This is a genomic window from Rhodococcus sp. WB1 (genome assembly GCF_001700945.1).
Lineage (GTDB): Bacteria > Actinomycetota > Actinomycetes > Mycobacteriales > Mycobacteriaceae > Rhodococcus > Rhodococcus aetherivorans.
In genome coordinates this window covers 2,581,763-2,600,859 of sequence record NZ_CP015529.1, presented here as the reverse complement: position 1 = coordinate 2,600,859, position 19,097 = coordinate 2,581,763, and the positions used below count along the sequence as shown (strand labels likewise).

Here is a 19,097-nt window from a genome sequence, read left to right as displayed (position 1 = left end):
TGGAATAGTGGTGTGGGTAGGTGACTTCGAGCAGGAACGACCTAGGCGAAAGCGGTGGATTCTTGGTGACCTCACGCGAGGGTGGCACGTCGGGCACGGCAACGTCGGACGCGAAGACCGCCACGGCGGCCGCGGCCGCCCCGGCCGGGGACGCGGCACGCACGTCGGACCAGGCACACGATGTGCGCCTGCTCGAGCAGGCGATCTACGAGGTCAAACGGGTGATCGTCGGTCAGGACCGGCTCGTCGAGCGGATGCTCGTCGGCGTCCTCGCCCGCGGCCACGTGTTGCTCGAAGGTGTTCCCGGCGTGGCCAAGACCCTCGCGGTCGAGACGTTCGCGAAGGTCGTCGGCGGCTCGTTCTCCCGCGTGCAGTTCACCCCGGACCTGGTGCCGACCGACCTCGTCGGCACCCGCATCTACCGGCAGGGCCGCGAGGCGTTCGACACCGAACTCGGGCCCGTCGTGGCGAACTTCGTGCTCGCCGACGAGATCAACCGGGCCCCGGCGAAGGTACAGTCCGCGTTGCTCGAGGTGATGGCCGAACGGCACGTCACGATCGGTGGCAGGACCTTCCCCATGCCCGACCCGTTCCTGGTGATGGCCACCCAGAACCCGATCGAGAACGAGGGCGTGTATCCGCTGCCGGAGGCCCAGCGCGACCGGTTCCTGTTCAAGGTCCTCGTCGACTACCCCACGGTCGAGGAGGAACGCGAGATCGTCTACCGCATGGGGGTGGCCGCACCCGAACCCAAGCAGGTCCTCGACAGCGACGAGCTGATCCGCCTGCAGCAGGTCGCCAACCGCGTGTTCGTCCACCACGCCCTCGTCGACTACGTGGTGCGCGTCATCTTCGCCACCCGCGCCCCCGGCGAGATCGGCCTGACCGAGGTCGACGGGTGGATCGCCTACGGGGCCTCCCCGCGGGCGACCCTCGGCATCATCTCCGCCGCGCGCGCCCTGGCGCTGCTGCGCGGTCGCGACTACGTCGTGCCGCAGGACGTCGTCGACATCATCCCGGACGTGCTGCGGCACCGGCTGGTGCTGTCCTACGACGCCCTCGCCGACGACGTCACGCCCGACCAGATCATCGCCCGCATCCTGCAGACCGTCGGCATGCCGCAGGTCGCCCCGCAGGCCAACCCGCCCGCCCCGGTCCCGGTCGGGGCCGCGGCCGCGCCGGCGGCAGGCGTGACCGGGCCGGAGGCGGGTGCGGGGCAGCGGTGAGCCGACGCCCCCCGGTGACCCCGCCGACCTTCCGTTCCGGCGAGCTGCGTGACCCCGCCCTCACGGCGGCGCTGCGGACCCTCGAGCTGACCGTGCGGCGCCGCCTCGACGGGGTGCTGCACGGCGACCACCTCGGGCTCATCCCGGGGCCCGGCTCGGAGCCCGGCGACGCCCGCGAGTACCAGCCCGGCGACGACGTGCGGCAGATGGACTGGTCCGTCACCGCCCGCACCACCCACCCGCACGTGCGGCAGACCGTCGCCGACCGCGAACTCGAGACCTGGTTGGCGATCGACCTCTCGCCCAGCCTCGACTTCGGCACCGGGGTCTGCGAGAAGCGGGACCTCGCCGTGGCCGCCGCCGCCGCGGTCGGCTACCTCGCCGGCGGCGGCGGCAACCGGATCGGTGCCGTCGTGAGCACCGGGGCGCGCACCCACCGCGTGCCCGCCCGCGGCGGCCAGTTGCACACGCAGGCGATGCTCCGCTCGATCGCGACGACCCCGCACGCCCCCGACGGCACCCGCGGGGACCTGCGCGGGCTGATCGAGTCGCTGCGCCGCCCGCAGCGTCGCCGCGGCCTGGCCGTCGTCGTCAGCGACTTCCTCGGCCCCATCGACTGGGAGCGTTCGCTGCGCGCCCTTTCCGGCCGGCACGACCTGCTCGCGGTGGAAGTCCTCGACCGCCGCGACCTCGAACTGCCCGACCTCGGCGACGTCGTGCTGCACGACCCCGAGACCGGGCACACCCGCGAGTTCACCACCAGCGAGCAGTTGCGCGCCGACTACGCCCGGGCCGCCGCCGAGCACCGCGCCGCCGTGCGCAAGGCCGTCCGCGGCTGCGGCGCCCCGCTGCTGAGCCTGCGCACCGACCGCAACTGGATCGACGACGTGGTCCGGTTCGTCGCCGCCCGCCGCCACAGCTTCGGCGCCCCGGTGAAGGGGGGCCGGTGAGCATCTCCGACTTCACCGCGCCGTGGTGGTTGCTGTTCCTGTTCGTCGTCGGGGCCCTCGCCGCCGGATACGTGGCGGTGCAACGCCGCCGGATGCGGCACACGCTGCGGTTCACCAACCTCGAGCTGCTCGAGAAGGTCGCCCCCCAGCGGCCCGGCCGCAGCCGGCACGTCCCGGTCGCGTTGCTGCTGGCCGGGCTGGCGCTGCTCACCGTCGCCGCTGCCGGGCCCACCGCCGAGCAGCGGGTTCCGCGCAACCGCGCCACCGTTGTCCTGGTGATCGACGTGTCGCTGTCGATGCAGGCCACCGACGTCGAGCCCACTCGCCTCGCCGCCGCGCAGGCCGCCGCCAAGTCGTTCGCCGACGACCTGACTCCCGGCATCAACCTCGGCCTGGTGGCGTTCTCCGGCACCGCGTCGGTGCTCGTCTCGCCGACCACCAACCGGGAGGCCACCAAGACCGCGATCGACAACCTGCAGCTGAGCGAGCGCACCGCCACCGGCGAGGCGATCTTCACGGCCCTGCAGTCCGTCGACACCCTCGCCGCGGTGCTCGGCGGCGGCGACCAGGCACCCCCGGCGCGGATCGTGCTGCTCTCGGACGGCAAGCAGACCGTCCCGGAGAGCCCCGACGACCCGCGCGGCGGCTTCACCGCCGCCCGGCAGGCCGCGGACAAGGACGTGCCCGTCTCGACCATCTCCTTCGGCACCGAGTACGGCACCGTCACGATCGAGGACGAGCGCATCCCGGTGCCGGTGGACGACCCGTCCCTGAAGGAGATCGCCAACCTCTCCGGCGGCACCTTCTTCACCGCATCGAACCTGCAGGAACTCGAGGACGCCTACAACACCCTCGAGGAACAGATCGGGTACGAGACCACCCGCGGCGACGCCAGCCGCCCGTGGCTGATCCTTGGTGTCCTCGCCGTCGCCGGGGGTGTCGCCGCCGCCCTGCTGCTGCGCCAACGCCTGCCCTGACCTGCGCCGCGGACCGCGTGCCCGCCGCCGCGGGCGCCTTGTTACCGACCCGTACCGCCACCAGATAGGGTTTGACCCCATGACTGACGCAAGCAGCCCCGCCGGATCGCCGCGCCCCGCGGCCACCCCCCGCTCGGTTCTCGTCACCGGCGGCAATCGCGGCATCGGCCTCGCCGTCGCCCGCCGCCTGCAGGCGGACGGCCACAAGGTCGCCGTCACCCACCGCGGCTCCGGCGCCCCGGACGGACTGTTCGGCGTCCGGTGCGATGTCACCGACAGCGCGTCCGTCGACGCCGCGTTCAAGGAGGTCGAAGAGCACCAGGGTCCCGTCGAGGTCCTGGTCGCGAACGCCGGCATCACCGACGACACGCTGCTGATGCGGATGACCGAGGACCAGTTCGCGAAGGTCATCGACGCCAACCTCACCGGTGCGTTCCGGTGCGCGAAGCGCGCCAACCGCGCGATGCTGCGGGGGCGCTGGGGTCGGATGATCTTCCTCGGCTCGGTCGTCGGCATGGCCGGTCAGGCGGGGCAGATCAACTACGCGTCCTCGAAGGCCGGCGTCATCGGCCTGGCCCGCTCGGTGACCCGCGAACTCGGCTCGCGTTCGATCACGGCGAATGTCGTCGCGCCCGGATTCATCGAGACGGACATGACCGCCGAACTCTCCGACGACGTCCGCGACACCGCGAAGAAGTTCATCCCGCTGCAGCGTCTCGGCAAGCCCGAGGACGTCGCCGCGGTCGTGAGCTTCCTCGCGTCCGACGACTCCGCCTACGTCTCCGGCGCGGTCATCCCCGTCGACGGCGGCCTCGGCATGGGGCACTGACGCCGGCACGCACGCCACCACATCCGAAACTCACTGGAGGACCGACACACTCATGGGCGGACTGCTCGAGGGCAAGACCATTCTCGTCACCGGCATCATCACCGACGCCTCCATCGCCTTCCACACCGCGAAGGTCGCGCAGGAACAGGGCGCGAAGGTCGTCGTCACCGGCTTCGACCGGCTGCGCCTGATCGATCGCATCGCGCAGCGGCTGCCGCAGCCGGTGCCCCCGGCCCTCGAACTCGACGTGCAGAACACCGACCACCTCGACACCCTCGCCGGCCGGGTGCGCGAGCTCGCCCCCGAGGGCCTCGACGGCGTCGTGCACTCCATCGGCTTCGCCCCCCGCTCGTGCCTGGGCAGCCCGTTCCTCGACGCGCCGTGGACCGACGTCGCCGTCGCCCTTGAGGTCTCCGCCTACTCCTACGCCGCGCTCGCCAAGGCCCTGCTGCCCGTCCTCAACGATGGCGCCTCCCTGGTCGGCATGGACTTCGACCCCGCCCGCGCCGTCCCGTTCTACAACTGGATGGGCGTGTCCAAGGCCACCCTCGAGTCCGTCAACCGGTACGTCGCCAAGGAGGTCGGCGGCCGCGGTATCCGCTCCAACCTCGTCGCCGCCGGCCCGATCAAGACCCTCGCCGCCAAGGCCATCGCCGGCGACGCCACCGGCCCCGGCGCCGAGATGAACCGGCTCAACGAGGGCTGGTCCGCGGCGGCCCCGATCGGCTGGGACGTCGATGACCCCACGCCCGTCGCGAAGACCGTGTGCACGGTGCTGTCCGACTGGCTGCCCGGCACCACCGGGTCGATCGTCTACGTCGACGGGGGATTCCATTCCCAGGTCGGCTTCGGTGCCGGCGCCTAGGGTCGAGCCATGACCCGTACCTCCGAGCCGTACGACGCACTGCTGGTGCTCTCGTTCGGCGGTCCGGAAGGGCCGGACGACGTGCGCCCGTTCCTCGAGAATGTCACCCGGGGCCGCGGCGTGCCGCCCGAACGCCTCGACGAGGTCGCCGAGCACTACCTGCACTTCGGGGGTGTCTCACCGATCAACGCCCTCAACCGCGACCTCATCGCGCGCCTCGAGGCGGACTTCGCCGCCGCCGGGCTGGATCTGCCGATCTACTTCGGCAACCGCAACTGGCACCCGATGATCGAGGACACCGTCGCGGCCATGCGCGACGACGGGGTGCGCAACGCGCTGGTGTTCCCCACCTCGGCGTGGGGTGGCTATTCGGGGTGCCGGCAGTACCACGAGGACATCGCCCGCGCCCGCGCCGCCGTCGGCGACGACGCACCCGTGCTGACCAAGCTGCGGCACTTCTACGATCACCCGCTGTTCCTCGACGCCGTCGCCGACGCGGTCGCCGCGGCGCGGGCACAGCTGCCCGCCGACCGCCGCGACGCGGCGCGCCTGGTGTTCACCGCCCACTCGGTGCCCACCGCCGCCGACGCCACCGGCGGCCCACCCGAGCTGGGCGGGCACCTGTACAGCCGGCAGGTCGCCGAGGCGGCCCGCCTGGTCGCCACCGCCGCCGGCAGCGCCGACCACGACCTGGTGTGGCAGTCCCGATCCGGGCCGCCGCAGGTGCCGTGGCTCGAGCCGGACATCGTCGACCACCTCGAGGCCCTGCACGCGCGCGGCGTCGACGCGGTCGTCGTCGTGCCCGTCGGCTTCGTCTCCGACCACCTCGAAGTCGTCTGGGACCTCGACACCGAAGCCCGCGACCGGGCCGCGGAACTCGGCATGGCGTTCGCCCGCGCCGCCACCGCCGGCCCCGACCCGCGGTTCGTGCAGATGGTGCGCGAGCTGGTGCGCGAACACCTCGACGGCGCCGCCCCCGTGCGGCGCGGCGCCCAGCCGCTGCTGGGCGTCGGCTGCAACGGCGTGCTGTGCGCACCGGAATGCTGCCGGCCACCGGCCCGGCCCCGCCGCTGACCGGGCGGGCTCAGCCCACCACCCCGGGCTCGGGGTAAGAGAACGAGGACGCCGGGCCTCTCCGAGGCGTGTCCGCGGCATCGGGTCAGGCGTGATGCCCCGCCCGGACCGCGGCCGCCACCGCCCCGAGCCGGGCGGCCCGCACCGCGGCCCACAGCGGACGCAGCGCCTCCTCCCGCGCGGCCTGCCCGCTGGCCGAGGCGGCCCTCGGTTCCACACCGCGGCCAGCGACCGTGAGGATGGCCGCGACCTGATCGGCCGAGTCGAGGATGCGGGCCGCGCGCCCCGGCATCGACTCCGGATACCGGTGCCGCGCATGTTCGGCGACCTCGGCCGCGATCTGCTCCCGGGGGTCGGCGGTGCGGCCGTCCGCGCCGACGGTCAGCACCCGGCCCACCCTCGCCGCCGCGTCCCGCACCGCCTCGCGCATGGCGAACTCGGCCTCCCCGAGGCCGGGCTCGGCGGGCGGCTCGGGCACCGCCGGGACCGCGAACAGCGTCCAGCGCAGCACGTCGGGCCCCTCCACCGAGGGGACGAAGCCGAGACCGGGGGTCCCGGGTGCGCCGGCGAGCACCGCCTCGCCGGCCGCGACCGCGGCGCGCGCCAGCTCGGTGCCCGGCGGCAGGCCCCGCACGTCGCCGGGCACGGGCAGCACCAGCCGGATCCCGTCCACGCCGGCCGGATCGGCCCGGCGCAGCGCGGACAGCAGCACGGCGGCGCCGTCCACGGGCGAATGCTCGGGCACGGCGGAGAAGTCGGCGGCGGGCTCGTCGCGGGAGACCACCAGATGCATCGGCGCCCAGGCGTGCAGGGCGTCGATGACGTCGTCCGGTGCGGCGTGCCCGGCCAACCAGGAACCGGCCCACACCGTCAGGGTCTGACCGGGTGAACTCACGGTTTCCGAGCATAGGCGCCGTCCCGGCAACGGGGCCACGGCCGGTCGGCGTGCCCTCCCGCCGCGGCGGCCGCGGCGGCCCTAACGTGGCGGGCGTGAGTCCCGACATGTACGGCGGCGACATCTTCGCCGGCCATCCGCGCGCCCGTAAGCCCACGATCCCCGAGGTGCCCGCCGAGAAGGACCTGGTGGTCGAGGACGTCGCGTCCGGTTGGTGCGGTGCGATCGTCGGCATCGAACGCACCTACGACGGCGACTTCGTCCGGCTCGAGGACGCTTCGCGGTGCACCCGGCTGTTCGCGCTGCGCCCCGCCGCGTTCCTCCTCGACGGCCGGCCGGTGACGCTGGTGCGGCCCGCGCCGCGGCCGACGGCGGGCGGCCCCACCCGGTCCGCGTCCGGGTCCACGAAGGTCGAGGGGTTGCGGGCGCGGGTCGCGCGCGGCAGCCGCATCTGGGTGGAGGGCGTGCACGACGCGGCCCTCGTCGAACGCGTGTGGGGGCACGATCTGCGCGTCGAGGGGGTCGTGGTCGAGCAACTCGAGGGCCTGGACAATCTCGGGGAGCGGCTCGCCGGGTTCGCGCCCGGTCCCGGCCGCCGCGTGGGGGTGCTCGCCGACCATCTCGTCGCCGGATCCAAGGAGGAGCGGCTGACCGCGAACCTCGGGCCGCACGTGCTCGTCACCGGGCATCCGTTCGTCGACGTGTGGCAGGCGGTGCGGCCCAAGGCGCTGGGAATCGAGGCGTGGCCGACGATTCCGCGCGGGCAGGACTGGAAGACCGGGGTGTGCCGGGCGCTGGGGTGGGGCAGCCCGCAGGACGGGTGGCGCCGCGTCTACTCGGCGGTGTCGAGCTTCCGGGATCTCGAGGCGCCGCTGATCGGGGCGGTCGAGCGGCTCGTCGACTTCGTCACCGAGCCCACCGGGGACTGACCGCGCCGGGGCCGTGACCTGCGGAGCCACCCGCGATGTCCGATTTGTGGTTGGATGGCGTCGTGTCGGCATTGATATGGCTGATCGCCGGGCTGGTGCTCGCCGCCGCGGAGGCGCTGACGGGTGATTTCGTCCTGCTGATGCTCGGAGGCGCGGCCCTGGCCACCGCCGGGGTGTCCGCCGCGACGGATCTGCCGGTGTGGGCCGACGCGGTGGTGTTCGCGGTGTCGTCGCTGGTGCTGCTGGGCGGGGTGCGGCCGGTGCTGCGCCGGCGCTACGCCCTGCCGCCGGCGAAGGCGACGAACGTGGACGCCCTGCCGGGCAAGCAGGCGCTGGTGCTCGAGGAGGTGGCCGCGCACTCCGGGCAGGTGAAGCTGGACGGTGAGGTGTGGACCGCGCGTCCGCTGGACGTCACCGAGGTGTATCCGCCCGGCACGACCGTGACCGTGATGCAGATCGACGGCGCGACGGCCGTCGTGTGGAAGGGGCCGTAGATGGAAGCGCTGATCGTGCTCGCCGTCGTCGTGGCGTTCGTGGCGCTGGTGGTCGTCAAATCGGTGGCGCTGGTGCCGCAGGCCGAGGCCGCGGTGATCGAGCGGCTCGGCCGCTACTACCGGACCGTGTCGGGACAGCTGACGTTCCTGGTGCCGTTCGTCGACCGGATCCGCGCCAAGGTGGACCTGCGCGAGCGGGTGGTCTCGTTCCCGCCGCAGCCGGTGATCACCCAGGACAACCTCACCCTGAGCATCGACACGGTCGTGTACTTCCAGGTGACGAATCCGCAGGCCGCCGTGTACGAGATCAGCAACTACATCGCGGCGGTGGAGCAGCTGACGGTGACCACGCTGCGCAACGTGGTCGGCGGCATGACCCTGGAGGAGACGCTGACCTCCCGCGATTCGATCAACGGGCAGCTGCGCGGCGTGCTCGACGAGGCGACCGGCCGCTGGGGACTGCGCGTGGCCCGGGTGGAGCTCAAGAGCATCGATCCGCCCCCGTCGATCCAGGAGTCGATGGAGAAGCAGATGAAGGCGGACCGGGAGAAGCGGGCGATGATCCTCACCGCCGAGGGGCACCGGGAGTCGGCGATCAAGACCGCCGAGGGCGACAAGCAGTCCCGGATCCTGTCGGCCGAGGGCGCCAAGCAGGCGGCCATCCTCGAGGCGGAGGCCGATCGCCAGTCGCGGATCCTGCGCGCCCAGGGTGACCGCGCCGCGAAGTACCTCGAGGCGCAGGGCCAGGCGAAGGCCATCGAGAAGGTGTTCGCGGCGATCAAGTCCGGTCGGCCGACGCCCGAGTTGCTCGCGTACCAGTACCTGCAGACGCTGCCGCAGATGGCGCAGGGCGACGCGAACAAGGTGTGGATGGTGCCGAGCGATTTCGGGGACGCCCTCAAGGGCTTCGCCCGGCACCTCGGTGCGCCGGGCGAGGACGGGGTGTTCCGGTTCGAGCCGAGCCCGGTCGACGAGAGGCTCCCGCGGCCGGAGGACGACACCGACGAGGTGGCCGACTGGTTCTCCACCGCGCGCGACCCGGAGGTCGCGCAGGCCGTCGCCGCCGCCGAGGCCGTCGCCCGCAAGCCGGTCGATCCGGCGCTGCACAACCCGACCGGCGCCGAACGCCGGGGCGGGGAGCCGGCCGCGTCCCCCGCGACGGCGTTGCCGCCGTCGGAGCCGATCACGGGCGGATGGGTGCAGCCGCAGCCGGGGCAGCGGCACGGCGAACCCCGGTGACCGGAGGGCCGTTCAGGTGAGCAGGCCCCGCCCGACCCCGCACACCGCGATCGCCCACAGCACGCTGGTGAAGGTGCCGATGATGAACTGCTCGGAGGCCTGGGGTTCGCGCAGTTCGGGGTAGCGGGCCAGGCCCTTGACGGCCAGCACGACGGCGATGCCCTCCGGCCAGCCGGACAGGATCGCGGCGGCGACCGCCGCCCGCTCGAGCAGGCCGATCACCCGCCCGCCGCGCAGCGGCCCGGGCGGCGGTTCTGGGCCGGCCGGCGACGGGGAGGGGGTCGGTCCCGCGTCGGGCTGGCGGCGGGCGATGCGGAACGAGGCCAGCACGGCGGGGGCGCCCCCGGTGACCGCCGCCAGGGTCGTGAGCACCAGGGTCGCGGCGAGGGCGACGCCGTGCACGGCGGGCGTGGCCGTCGCGGTGAGGGCGGCGCCGGCGAGCGCCGCCGTAGCGAGCCCGGCGACGAGCCACACCGGTGCGCCGCGGCGCAGGCTCAGGGCCGGAGCCAGCGCGGCGACGGCGAGCAGAACCAGGGTGACGACGGTCAACGGTCGGCCCTTTCCAGGAGGCGGCGGGCGAGGTCGCGCCCGGCCGGTTCGGCCTGCCAGCCGGCGGCGGCCAGGCGCTGCGACACCGCCTGGGTGCTGATGCCGAGCCGCGCGGCGGCCTCGGCCTGCGTCAGCCCGCCCCGGACGAGGTCGACGGCCTCGTGCCCGGCGTCGGACCGGCGGGTCACCAGCAGCGCCACCAGGGTGAGGGCGGCATCCGCGTCGGCGGCCGCGGCGGCGTCCGAGCCCTCCACGGCGACCCGCGCGGGGGCGTTCTTGGCGCGGTCGACGGCGCGGCGGGCATGCTCGAACGCCGGTCCCCGGCCGGCGCGGGTCTGCGCCGGCAGGGGCTGCTCGACGGCGCCGGCGCCGATGCCGACGCTCCAGCAGCCGCGGCGGACGAGGTCGAGTGCGAGATCGACGACGACGGCCGGGTCGTCGGCGACGGCCTGGACCTCGTCGCCGGCGGTGCGTTCGAACGGGCGCAGCAGCTCGGCGTCGCGCAGCTCGGTGAGCAGGTCCGCGACCCGGTCGACGTCGCGACGGCTGCCGCGCTGGTCGACGGTCAACACGAACATGGCTCAAGGATACAGACTTGAATATGGAAAATCAAGGTTTCAGACTTGACCGGTCGGGCGCGGGGCGGGGCGCCGGGAGGCGCGACTCGAGCCACAGTCCCGACGCGCCGAGAGCGATGCACACCGCCGAGACCGCCAGCAATGCGGGATCGGTCCGTCCCGTCAGGGCGTCGCCGAGCAACACCACGCCCACCGTGCCCGGCAGGATGCCGGCGACCGTGCCCAGCGTGTACGGGACCAGCCGCACCGACGAGACCCCGCAGCAGTAGTTGACCACCGCGAACGGCAGCGGCGCGATCAGCCGCAGCGACCCCACCGCGAGCCAGCCCCGGCGGGCCAGCCGCTCGTCGACCGCCTGCGCCGTCGGATGATTCAGGTGGGCCTCGACCACGCCGCGGCCGATCGCGCGCACCAGCAGCAGCGCCAGCACGGCGCTGACGGTCGTGGCGGCGACGGTCACCGCGATCCCGGTGGCCGACCCGAACAGCACCCCGGCGCTGAGGGTGAACACCGTCCGCGGGAACGGGGCCACGGTCACCACCGCGTGGATCAGGAAGAACAGCAGCGGGAAGAGCGGCCCGGCCGACTCGGCCCACGCACGCACCTCGGCGACGGACGGGTGGGGGAGCAGCACCGCGACGACCGCGAGCGCGGCCAGTACGGCGAGGGCACCGAGGATCCGGCGGTCCCGCAGCATCCTCGTCACGAACGGTCACGATACCGGGGCCGGGGGCCGGACGAGCGGTTGCCTCGGCACGCGGTAGATTCCTTAGGCGACGACATTATCGATCGCTAGGGAAACTGTGGTGATCCCCACAATAGGGCCGGCGTGTATGCGGCTAGCATCACATCGGAATCGGTTTAAGGTTTCCCACGGCCGTGTTCGGCGAGCCCGCCCGCTGCGTACGAGAGGACCCTCACGTGTCATTAGCTTCAGAAGCCGAGGACGCTGCGCGCGCCTATGCGCAGTGGCAGGAGGCGGTGGCGGGGGTGCTGGCCAAGTCCCGCCGCGTCGACCCCGCGGAGCTCGGACCGGAACCGCAGCGGCTGCTCGCGACCACCACCTACGACGACGTCGCCGTCGCCCCCCTCTACGGCGTGCGCGACGAGCGTCCCGAGGCGCCGTTGCCCGGCTCCTTCCCGTTCGTCCGCGGCGGTTCCGCGACCCGCGACGTCAACACCGGCTGGCTCGTCAGCGCCCGCTTCGGCGACACCGCCGGTGACGTGAACGAGCGCATCCTCGACGCCCTCGAGAACGGCGTCAGCGCCCTGTGGCTGCGCGTCGGCGCGGACGGCATCGCGATCGCCGACCTGCCCGCCGCGCTCGACAAGGTCCTGTTCGACCTCGCGCCGGTCACCCTCGACGCCGGCGCCGACACCGCCGCCGCCGCGGCCGCCCTCTACGCCCTGCTCGATGCGCGCACCGACGTCGCCGACCGCGGCGCCGTGCGCCTGCACCTCGGTGCCGCGCCGCTGACCAGCGCGTTCTCGGGTCGGGCCGACGTCACCGTCGCCCAGGCCGTCGAACTCGCCCACGCCGCCGCGGACCGCGCCGAGACCGTGCGGGCCCTCACCGTCGACGGCACCGCGTTCCACAACGCCGGGGCCGCCGACGCCGAGGAACTCGGGGCCGCCGTCGCCGCCGGCCTCGAGTACCTGCGCGAGCTGACCGGCAGCCGCCAGTCCGCGGCCCGTGCGCTCGGCCAGATCGAGTTCCGGCTCGCCGCCACCGACGACCAGTTCCAGACCATCGCCAAGTTCCGCGCCGGCCGGCAGCTGTGGGCCCGCATCGCGCAGGTCGTGGGCGCCGCCGACGCCGGCCACGCCCCCCAGCACGCCGTCACCTCCGCCGCGATGATGACCCAGCGCGACCCCTGGGTGAACATGCTGCGCACCACCCTCGCCGCGTTCGGCGCCGGCATCGGCGGTGCGGACGCGGTCACCGTGCTCCCGTTCGACACCGCCCTGCCGACCGGTGCGCTCGGCGTGTCGGAGGCCTTCTCCGCGCGCATCGCCCGCAACACCCAGCTGCTGCTGCTCGAGGAATCCAACCTCGGCCGCGTCCTCGACCCGGCCGCCGGGTCCTGGTACGTCGAGGAACTCACGGCGCAGATCGCGGCCAAGGCGTGGGAGTTCTTCCAGCAGATCGAGGCGGCCGGCGGCTACCGCGCCGCCCTCGACGACGGCCTGATCGGCGAGCGCATCGCCGCCACCCGCGCCCGCCGGGACTCCGACATCGCCCACCGCCGGACCGCGGTGACCGGCGTCAACGAGTTCCCGAACCTCGCCGAGGCCCCGCTGCCCGCGGAGACCGCCGACGCCGGCGCCGATGTCGCCCGGTACGCCGCGGCGTTCGAGGCGCTGCGCAACCGCTCCGACGTCCATCTCGCCGTGCACGGCACCCGGCCCAGGGCGCTGCTCGCCCCGCTCGGCCCGATCGCCGAGCACAACATTCGCACGACGTTCGCCGCGAACCTGCTCGCCTCCGGCGGCATCGAGACGGTCAACCCCGGCCCGCTGTCCGTCGACGACGACAGCATCGCCGCCGCCGTCCGCGACTCGGGCGCCACCGTCGCCGTCGTGTGCGGCACCGACAAGCGCTACGGCGAACAGGCCGCCGCCGCGGTCACCGCGCTCCGCGGCGCCGGGATCGGTACCGTCCTGCTGGCCGGGCCGGAAAGGGCCGTGAGCGAGACCACCGGCGCCGAGCGCCCGGACGGGTTCCTCACCGCCAAGATCGACGCGATCGCCGCGCTGACCGACCTGCTGACCACCCTGGGAGCGTAAGTGAGCATCGAACACGAGATCGGCAGCTTCGCCGACGTCCCGCTGACGGATCCGGCGGCGCCGGCTCCCGCCGCCCCCACCGAGGAGCAGGCCACGGCGCTCGTCGCATCGGTCGCCGCCGCCAACCACTACACGACCGATCAGGTGGTGTGGTCCACGCCCGAGGGCATCGACGTCAAGCCCGTCTACACCAAGGCCGACCGCGACCGGATCGTCGCCGAGGGCTACCCGCTGGGCAGCTACCCGGGCCTCGAGCCGTTCGTGCGCGGCCCGTACCCGACGATGTACGTCAACCAGCCGTGGACCATCCGCCAGTACGCGGGCTTCTCCACCGCCGCCGAGTCCAACGCCTTCTACCGGCGCAACCTCGCGGCCGGGCAGAAGGGCCTGTCGGTGGCGTTCGACCTGGCCACCCACCGCGGCTACGACTCGGATCATCCCCGCGTGCAGGGCGATGTCGGCATGGCCGGCGTCGCGATCGACTCGATCCTCGACATGCGGCAGCTGTTCGACGGCATCGACCTGTCGCAGGTGTCGGTGTCGATGACCATGAACGGCGCCGTCCTGCCGATCCTGGCGCTGTACGTCGTCGCCGCGGAGGAGCAGGGCGTCAAGCCCGAGCAGCTGGCCGGAACCATTCAGAACGACATTCTGAAGGAGTTCATGGTCCGCAACACCTACATCTATCCGCCCAAGCCGTCGATGCGGATCATCTCCGACATCTTCGCCTACACCAGCGCGAACATGCCGCGCTTCAACTCCATCTCGATCTCCGGCTACCACATCCAGGAGGCCGGTGCGACCGCCGACCTCGAGCTGGCCTACACCCTCGCCGACGGCGTCGAGTACCTCCGCGCCGGCCTCGACGCGGGCATGGAGATCGACAAGTTCGCCCCGCGCCTGTCCTTCTTCTGGGCCATCGGGATGAACTTCTACATGGAGATCGCCAAGATGCGGGCCGGCCGTCTGCTGTGGGCCGAGCTCGTCGAGAAGTTCCACCCGAAGTCGGCCAAGTCCAAGTCGCTGCGCACCCACTCGCAGACCTCCGGCTGGTCGCTCACCGCGCAGGACGTGTTCAACAACGTCGCCCGCACCTGCATCGAGGCGATGGCCGCGACCCAGGGCCACACCCAGTCGCTGCACACCAACGCCCTCGACGAGGCGCTGGCACTGCCGACCGACTTCTCCGCCCGCATCGCCCGCAACACCCAGCTGCTGCTGCAGCAGGAATCGGGCACCACCCGGCCGATCGACCCGTGGGGCGGCTCGTACTACCTCGAATGGCTCACCCACGAGCTCGCCAACCGCGCCCGCAAGCACATCGCGGAGGTCGAGGAGGCCGGTGGCATGGCCCAGGCCATCTCCGAGGGCATCCCGAAGCTGCGCATCGAGGAGGCCGCGGCCCGCACCCAGGCGCGGATCGACTCCGGCCGCCAGCCGGTGATCGGCGTCAACAAGTATCAGGTCACCGAGGACCACGAGATCGAGGTCCTCAAGGTCGAGAACTCCCGCGTGCGGGCCGAGCAGATCGCCAAGCTCGAGCAGTTGCGCGCCGACCGTGATCCCGAGTCCGTGCAGGTCGCGCTGGACGCGCTGACCCGCGCCGCCGGCTCGGCCGACGGCGGCCCGGACCACAACCTGCTGGCCCTGGCCATCGACGCGGCCCGCGCCAAGGCCACCGTCGGCGAGATCTCCGACGCCCTCGAGAAGGTGTACGGACGGCACCAGGCCGAGATCCGCACCATCAGCGGGGTCTACCGGGACGAGGCCGGAAAGGCAGGCAACATCAGCACCGCAACCGAACTCGTCGAGAAGTTCGCCGAGGAGGAGGGCCGCCGGCCGCGCATCCTCGTCGCGAAGATGGGGCAGGACGGTCACGACCGCGGGCAGAAGGTGATCGCCACCGCCTTCGCCGACCTCGGCTTCGACGTCGACGTGGGACCGCTCTTCCAGACCCCCGAGGAGGTCGCGAACCAGGCGGCCGACAACGACGTGCACGTCATCGGCGTGTCGTCGTTGGCCGCGGGACACCTGACCCTGGTGCCCGCGCTGCGGGAGGCCCTCGCCGAGGTGGGCCGCCCGGACATCATGATCGTCGTCGGCGGCGTCATCCCGCCCGGCGACTTCGACGAGCTGTACCAGGCCGGGGCCGCGGCGATCTTCCCGCCCGGCACCGTCATCGCGGACGCCGCGGTGGGCCTGCTGCACAAGCTCGCCGACCAGCTCGGTCACGACCTGGGAGCCTGACCCGGCATGGGCAGCACCCCGGTCGGCAGTCCCACCCGTCGGCCCGCGGTCGACGTCGACGCCCTCGCCGAGGCCGTGCTCGCCAACCGGCGGGCCGGCCTGGCGAAGGCGATCACCCTGGTCGAATCCACCCGGGACGACCACCGGGAGCAGGCACAACAGCTGCTGCTGCGCCTGCTCCCGGAGGCGGGCGGAGCGATGCGCGTGGGCATCACCGGTGTCCCCGGCGTCGGCAAGTCCACCTTCATCGACGCGTTGGGCATGTACCTGCTCGGCAAGGGCCACCGGGTGGCGGTGCTCGCGGTGGACCCGTCGTCGACCCGCACCGGCGGCTCCATCCTCGGCGACAAGACGCGCATGGCCCGGTTGTCGGTGCAGCGCGACGCCTACATCCGGCCGTCCCCCACGGCCGGCACCCTCGGCGGCGTCGCCAAGGCCACCCGCGAGACGATGGTGCTGCTCGAGGCCGCCGGATTCGACGTGATCCTCGTCGAGACCGTCGGCGTCGGGCAGTCCGAGGTCACCGTCGCGAACATGGTGGACTGCTTCACCTTCCTGACCCTCGCCCGCACCGGCGACCAGCTGCAGGGCATCAAGAAGGGCGTCCTCGAACTCGCCGACCTCGTCGCGGTGAACAAGGCCGACGGGCCGTTCGAACGCGACGCGCGGGTCGCGGCCCGGGAACTCGCCGGCGCGCTGCGGCTCGTGCACCCGCACGACGCGGTGTGGAAACCCCCGGTGATCACCATGAGCGGCCTGGAGGGCGCCGGCCTGGACACGTTCTGGGACACCGTCCTCGAACACCGCCGGGTGCTCACCGAGGCGGGCCTGTTCGAGGAGAACCGGCGCCGCCAGCTGGTGGACTGGACCTGGACCATGGTGCACGACCAGCTGCTGCGCCGGCTCGAGACCAACCCGCGGGTGCGTGCGCTCCGCGGCGACGTCGAACGCGCCGTGCGCGACGGCTCCCTCACGGCAGCCCTGGCCGCCCAGCAGATCCTCGACGCGTTCGACGCCGCACCCTAGACACCGGAGCCGGGGCCCAGGCCGCCGGATCGGCGCCCCACGCGCGGGCCGGGAACGGATAGTCCGGATACTCGGCGAGCGCGGGCCGGGCCGCGGTCACCGCCGCGTGCGTGGCCACGGTGCCCGCGCCGGGGCTCGCCGGCGTCGCCGGGTGCGGGTTGCGGCCGGGCGCCTGCAGCAGCCACGCCCCGGTGCGGGCCAGCGCGACCGCTGCGTCGCGGCCCCGCCCGTCCCGGAGCCGCGCGGTGAGCGCGTCGAGCACCCCGGCCGCGAGCAGGTAGCCGCTCGCGTGGTCGAGAGCCTGCACCGGGAGCACTCCCGGCGCGTCCGGGCGGCCCTCGACGACGGCGATCCCGGAGGCGGCCTGCACGATCGAGTCGAAGCCGCGACGGGGCGCCCACGGCCCGGACCATCCCCACGCGCACACCCGGCCGTGCACCACGCCCGGCCGGGCCTGGTGCACGGGTGCGCCGATCAGCGCGTCGAGCGCCCCGGGCCGGTAGCCGGTGAGCAGCACGTCGGCGTCGGCGAGCAGGCGGCGGCACGTCTCCCGGCCGCGGGCGGTGCGCAGGTCCAGCAGCGCGGTGCGCTTGCCCTGCCCGTTCTCGGCGTGCTGCCAGGCGATCTCGGGCAGCGCGGGCGGATCCACCCGCAGCACGTCCGCCCCCAGCAGGGCCAGCGCCCGGGCGGCGACGGGGCCGGCGATCACCCGGGTCAGATCCAGCACCCGGATCCCGGTCAGTGGCCGCGCCGGATCGCCGCCCGGCCGGGTCTCGCCGGCACTGTCGGACCGGGCGAGGATCCGTACCAGCGGGCCCGCCGCCGCGCCCCGGCCCTGCGCGCTCGTGGCCCACTCGTGCTCGGTGCGCACCCGCACCGCGATCGCGTCGTGCGCGGCGGCCGCGTCCTCGACCGCCGCGGCGGGCAGCTGCCGGATCCGGGTGGCGCAGTCGTCCCGGCCCGCACCGTCCGGCAGGTCGAGTGCGCGGAGCAGACGCACGCGGTGGTGCGGGTAGTTGGCGTGGGTGCGCACCCACCCGTCGGCGGCGGCGAAGAACCCGGACAGTGCCGCGAACCCGTGAACGGGCCGGCCGGCCAGGCGCAGCATCCGGTCCCCGGCGAACGAGACGGCGATGCGCTCCGGGTCGAGCCGCGCCCCCTGCGGCTCGAGTCCGCGGGTGTGGCGGTATCGGTCGGCGGCCGACGCGAAGGCCGCCACGGCCCCCGTGGCGAGGTCGCCCACCGGCAGCCGGGCGGCGAGGAAGTGCCCGGCCGGGGCGCAGCGGATGCCGGTGGCCGGGTCGGCCGGGACGTCGAGGCCGGCGTCGGCGAGGGCGGCGCTGTAGTCGTCGAGCAGGGCGAGGGGGCGCGTCATGCGCCGAGCCTAGAGCGAGGTTCAGCTCGTGCGGTCCGCGGCCGGCTCGCGCAGTTCGGGGCGGGCCGGCTCGAGGCGTTCGAGCGCACCGGCGGATTCGGCGCGGGTGAGCCGGGAGCGGCGCCACGAGACCGTGAGCAGCGCGATCCATCCGGCCACGATCAGCAGGTACAGCAGGGTGGAGGCCGTGCCGGAGATCTCGAACGCCGTGAACAGCTTCTGCGCGTTGGTCAGCACGATGACGCCGCCGACGGCGGTGCCGAGCAGGGTGGCCGGCACCCGGCTGACCAGCCATGCCGCGATCGGCGCGGCGATCGCCCCGCCCAGGGCGAGACCGGCCACGACGAGGAGGTTGCCGAGCGATTCCCGGCCGAGACCGACGAGGAAGCCGATGCTGGCGGCGAGCGCGACGAGGAACTCGGAGGCGCTGACCGAGCCGATCACCGTCCGCGGGGCCGTCTTGCCGCGGGAGAGCAGGGTGCTCGTGGTGATCGGCCCCCATCCACCGCCGCCGCTGGCGTCGATGAACCCGCCGAACAGGCCCAGCGGAGACAGGAACCTCGCCGAGTGCGGCGAGGTGCGGGCGTGCGCGACGGCGGGCGGCCGGACGGAGAACCGCAGCGCCACATAGACACCGATGGCCAGCAGGATCGTCGATGTCACCGGAATCGCGGCCTCGGTGGACAGGCTGGAGAGCACGGTGGCGCCGAGGAATGCGCCGACCGCGCCGGGCACGCCCAGCTTCGCGACCACCCCCCAGTCCACGTTCCGGAACCGCCAGTGCGAGGCGCCGGAGACGAGGGTGGTGCCGACCTCCGCGAGGTGCACGGCGGCGCTGGCGTGTGCGGGGCCGATCCCGCTGAAGATCAGGAGGGTGGTGGCGGTGACACCGAAGGCCATGCCGAGGGCACCGTCGACGAGCTGTGCGCCGATACCGACGAGCGTGAACACCAGGAGAGCGAACATGCAGAAGACTCCGACCACGAAGGAGCGAACCGGGGGAGGGTGGGCGGCGGACGCCGCTCAGCAACACTCCTGGTCGAAGCACGCGCCCCGT

The 19,097-nt window shown here is 73.5% G+C and carries 18 protein-coding genes; 12 read left to right on the top strand and 6 right to left on the bottom strand.

Features of this window, described 5'->3' with window-relative positions; genetic code table 11:
- Positions 1-65 precede the first annotated feature (65 nt).
- The 6 genes from A4U64_RS11415 to A4U64_RS11390 all read left to right on the top strand — a co-directional run bounded on the left by A4U64_RS11415 (position 66) and on the right by A4U64_RS11390 (position 5,921).
- Entirely contained in the window at positions 66-1,226 is a 1,161-nt protein-coding gene (locus A4U64_RS11415) for an AAA family ATPase (RefSeq protein ID WP_006939288.1), read from the top strand.
- Positions 1,223-2,176 (top strand): DUF58 domain-containing protein, encoded by a 954-nt coding sequence (locus A4U64_RS11410; protein WP_029543665.1) that lies wholly within the window; start codon positions 1,223-1,225, stop codon positions 2,174-2,176. Before A4U64_RS11415 ends, A4U64_RS11410 begins: the two co-directional genes overlap by 4 nt.
- A complete protein-coding gene (locus tag A4U64_RS11405; RefSeq protein ID WP_006939291.1) occupies positions 2,173-3,153 on the top strand; it encodes a VWA domain-containing protein in 981 nt (326 codons plus the stop codon). Before A4U64_RS11410 ends, A4U64_RS11405 begins: the two co-directional genes overlap by 4 nt.
- A gap of 79 nt (positions 3,154-3,232) precedes the next feature.
- The gene (gene fabG1, locus A4U64_RS11400; RefSeq protein WP_029543667.1) at positions 3,233-3,982 is read left to right on the top strand and encodes a 3-oxoacyl-ACP reductase FabG1; all 750 of its coding nucleotides are present in this window, start codon (positions 3,233-3,235) and stop codon (positions 3,980-3,982) included.
- 52 nt (positions 3,983-4,034) lie between these two features.
- Entirely contained in the window at positions 4,035-4,847 is an 813-nt protein-coding gene (inhA, locus tag A4U64_RS11395; RefSeq protein ID WP_006939295.1) for an NADH-dependent enoyl-ACP reductase InhA, read from the top strand.
- Between the two features lie 9 nt (positions 4,848-4,856).
- Entirely contained in the window at positions 4,857-5,921 is a 1,065-nt protein-coding gene (locus A4U64_RS11390; protein ID WP_065922570.1) for a ferrochelatase, read from the top strand.
- Positions 5,922-6,006: 85 nt separating this feature from the next.
- Here the strand turns inward: A4U64_RS11390 and A4U64_RS11385 are convergent, their stop codons facing one another.
- A complete protein-coding gene (locus tag A4U64_RS11385; RefSeq protein WP_006939299.1) occupies positions 6,007-6,816 on the bottom strand; it encodes a hypothetical protein in 810 nt (269 codons plus the stop codon).
- A 107-nt stretch (positions 6,817-6,923) separates the two neighbouring features.
- On the opposite strand from A4U64_RS11385, the gene A4U64_RS11380 reads away from it, so the two are divergent.
- The 3 genes from A4U64_RS11380 to A4U64_RS11370 all read left to right on the top strand — a co-directional run bounded on the left by A4U64_RS11380 (position 6,924) and on the right by A4U64_RS11370 (position 9,478).
- A complete protein-coding gene (locus A4U64_RS11380; protein WP_065922569.1) occupies positions 6,924-7,745 on the top strand; it encodes a DUF3097 domain-containing protein in 822 nt (273 codons plus the stop codon).
- A gap of 62 nt (positions 7,746-7,807) precedes the next feature.
- Entirely contained in the window at positions 7,808-8,239 is a 432-nt protein-coding gene (locus A4U64_RS11375; protein ID WP_029543671.1) for an NfeD family protein, read from the top strand.
- Entirely contained in the window at positions 8,240-9,478 is a 1,239-nt protein-coding gene (locus A4U64_RS11370; RefSeq protein ID WP_006939305.1) for an SPFH domain-containing protein, read from the top strand. It abuts the gene before it with no gap.
- A 12-nt stretch (positions 9,479-9,490) separates the two neighbouring features.
- Here A4U64_RS11370 and A4U64_RS11365 read toward each other — a convergent pair whose 3' ends face one another.
- From A4U64_RS11365 to A4U64_RS11355, 3 genes are read right to left on the bottom strand one after another with little or no spacing between them, the layout of a single operon-like run.
- Positions 9,491-10,027 (bottom strand): hypothetical protein, encoded by a 537-nt coding sequence (locus A4U64_RS11365; RefSeq protein ID WP_050035231.1) that lies wholly within the window; start codon positions 10,025-10,027, stop codon positions 9,491-9,493.
- Entirely contained in the window at positions 10,024-10,605 is a 582-nt protein-coding gene (locus A4U64_RS11360; RefSeq protein ID WP_006939314.1) for a hypothetical protein, read from the bottom strand. Before A4U64_RS11360 ends, A4U64_RS11365 begins: the two co-directional genes overlap by 4 nt.
- A 31-nt stretch (positions 10,606-10,636) precedes the next feature.
- Complete coding sequence (locus A4U64_RS11355; protein WP_170914090.1) at positions 10,637-11,302, bottom strand: TVP38/TMEM64 family protein; 666 nt, start codon at positions 11,300-11,302, stop codon at positions 10,637-10,639.
- Between the two features lie 224 nt (positions 11,303-11,526).
- On the opposite strand from A4U64_RS11355, the gene mutA reads away from it, so the two are divergent.
- From mutA to meaB, 3 genes are read left to right on the top strand one after another with little or no spacing between them, the layout of a single operon-like run.
- Entirely contained in the window at positions 11,527-13,392 is a 1,866-nt protein-coding gene (gene mutA / locus A4U64_RS11350; protein WP_065922568.1) for a methylmalonyl-CoA mutase small subunit, read from the top strand.
- The gene (scpA, locus tag A4U64_RS11345) at positions 13,393-15,639 is read left to right on the top strand and encodes a methylmalonyl-CoA mutase (protein ID WP_065922567.1); all 2,247 of its coding nucleotides are present in this window, start codon (positions 13,393-13,395) and stop codon (positions 15,637-15,639) included. It begins immediately after the preceding gene.
- Between the two features lie 6 nt (positions 15,640-15,645).
- Positions 15,646-16,665 carry a methylmalonyl Co-A mutase-associated GTPase MeaB gene (meaB, locus tag A4U64_RS11340; protein WP_006939329.1) on the top strand — a complete coding sequence of 340 codons (1,020 nt, stop codon included), beginning with the start codon at positions 15,646-15,648 and terminating at the stop codon, positions 16,663-16,665.
- Here the strand turns inward: meaB and A4U64_RS11335 are convergent.
- Together A4U64_RS11335 and A4U64_RS11330 are read right to left on the bottom strand one after the other, a co-directional pair.
- Positions 16,610-18,040, bottom strand: a complete 1,431-nt coding sequence (locus tag A4U64_RS11335; protein WP_084648632.1) for a CoA transferase — start codon at positions 18,038-18,040, stop codon at positions 16,610-16,612. The two genes, meaB and A4U64_RS11335, sit on opposite strands and share 56 nt — an antisense overlap.
- Before the next feature lie 21 nt (positions 18,041-18,061).
- Positions 18,062-19,006 (bottom strand): sulfite exporter TauE/SafE family protein, encoded by a 945-nt coding sequence (locus A4U64_RS11330; protein WP_006939331.1) that lies wholly within the window; start codon positions 19,004-19,006, stop codon positions 18,062-18,064.
- Positions 19,007-19,097: the final 91 nt, after the last annotated feature.

Coding starts and splice junctions, on each gene's coding strand:
- fabG1 (WP_029543667.1), top strand. CDS start 3,233: ATGACTGACGCAAGCAGCCCCGCCGGATCGCCGCGCCCCGCGGCCACC.
- A4U64_RS11335 (WP_084648632.1), bottom strand. CDS start 18,040: ATGACGCGCCCCCTCGCCCTGCTCGACGACTACAGCGCCGCCCTCGCC.
- meaB (WP_006939329.1), top strand. CDS start 15,646: ATGGGCAGCACCCCGGTCGGCAGTCCCACCCGTCGGCCCGCGGTCGAC.
- A4U64_RS11390 (WP_065922570.1), top strand. CDS start 4,857: ATGACCCGTACCTCCGAGCCGTACGACGCACTGCTGGTGCTCTCGTTC.
- A4U64_RS11355 (WP_170914090.1), bottom strand. CDS start 11,302: ATGCTGCGGGACCGCCGGATCCTCGGTGCCCTCGCCGTACTGGCCGCG.
- A4U64_RS11360 (WP_006939314.1), bottom strand. CDS start 10,605: ATGTTCGTGTTGACCGTCGACCAGCGCGGCAGCCGTCGCGACGTCGAC.
- inhA (WP_006939295.1), top strand. CDS start 4,035: ATGGGCGGACTGCTCGAGGGCAAGACCATTCTCGTCACCGGCATCATC.
- A4U64_RS11380 (WP_065922569.1), top strand. CDS start 6,924: ATGTACGGCGGCGACATCTTCGCCGGCCATCCGCGCGCCCGTAAGCCC.
- A4U64_RS11370 (WP_006939305.1), top strand. CDS start 8,240: ATGGAAGCGCTGATCGTGCTCGCCGTCGTCGTGGCGTTCGTGGCGCTG.
- A4U64_RS11330 (WP_006939331.1), bottom strand. CDS start 19,006: ATGTTCGCTCTCCTGGTGTTCACGCTCGTCGGTATCGGCGCACAGCTC.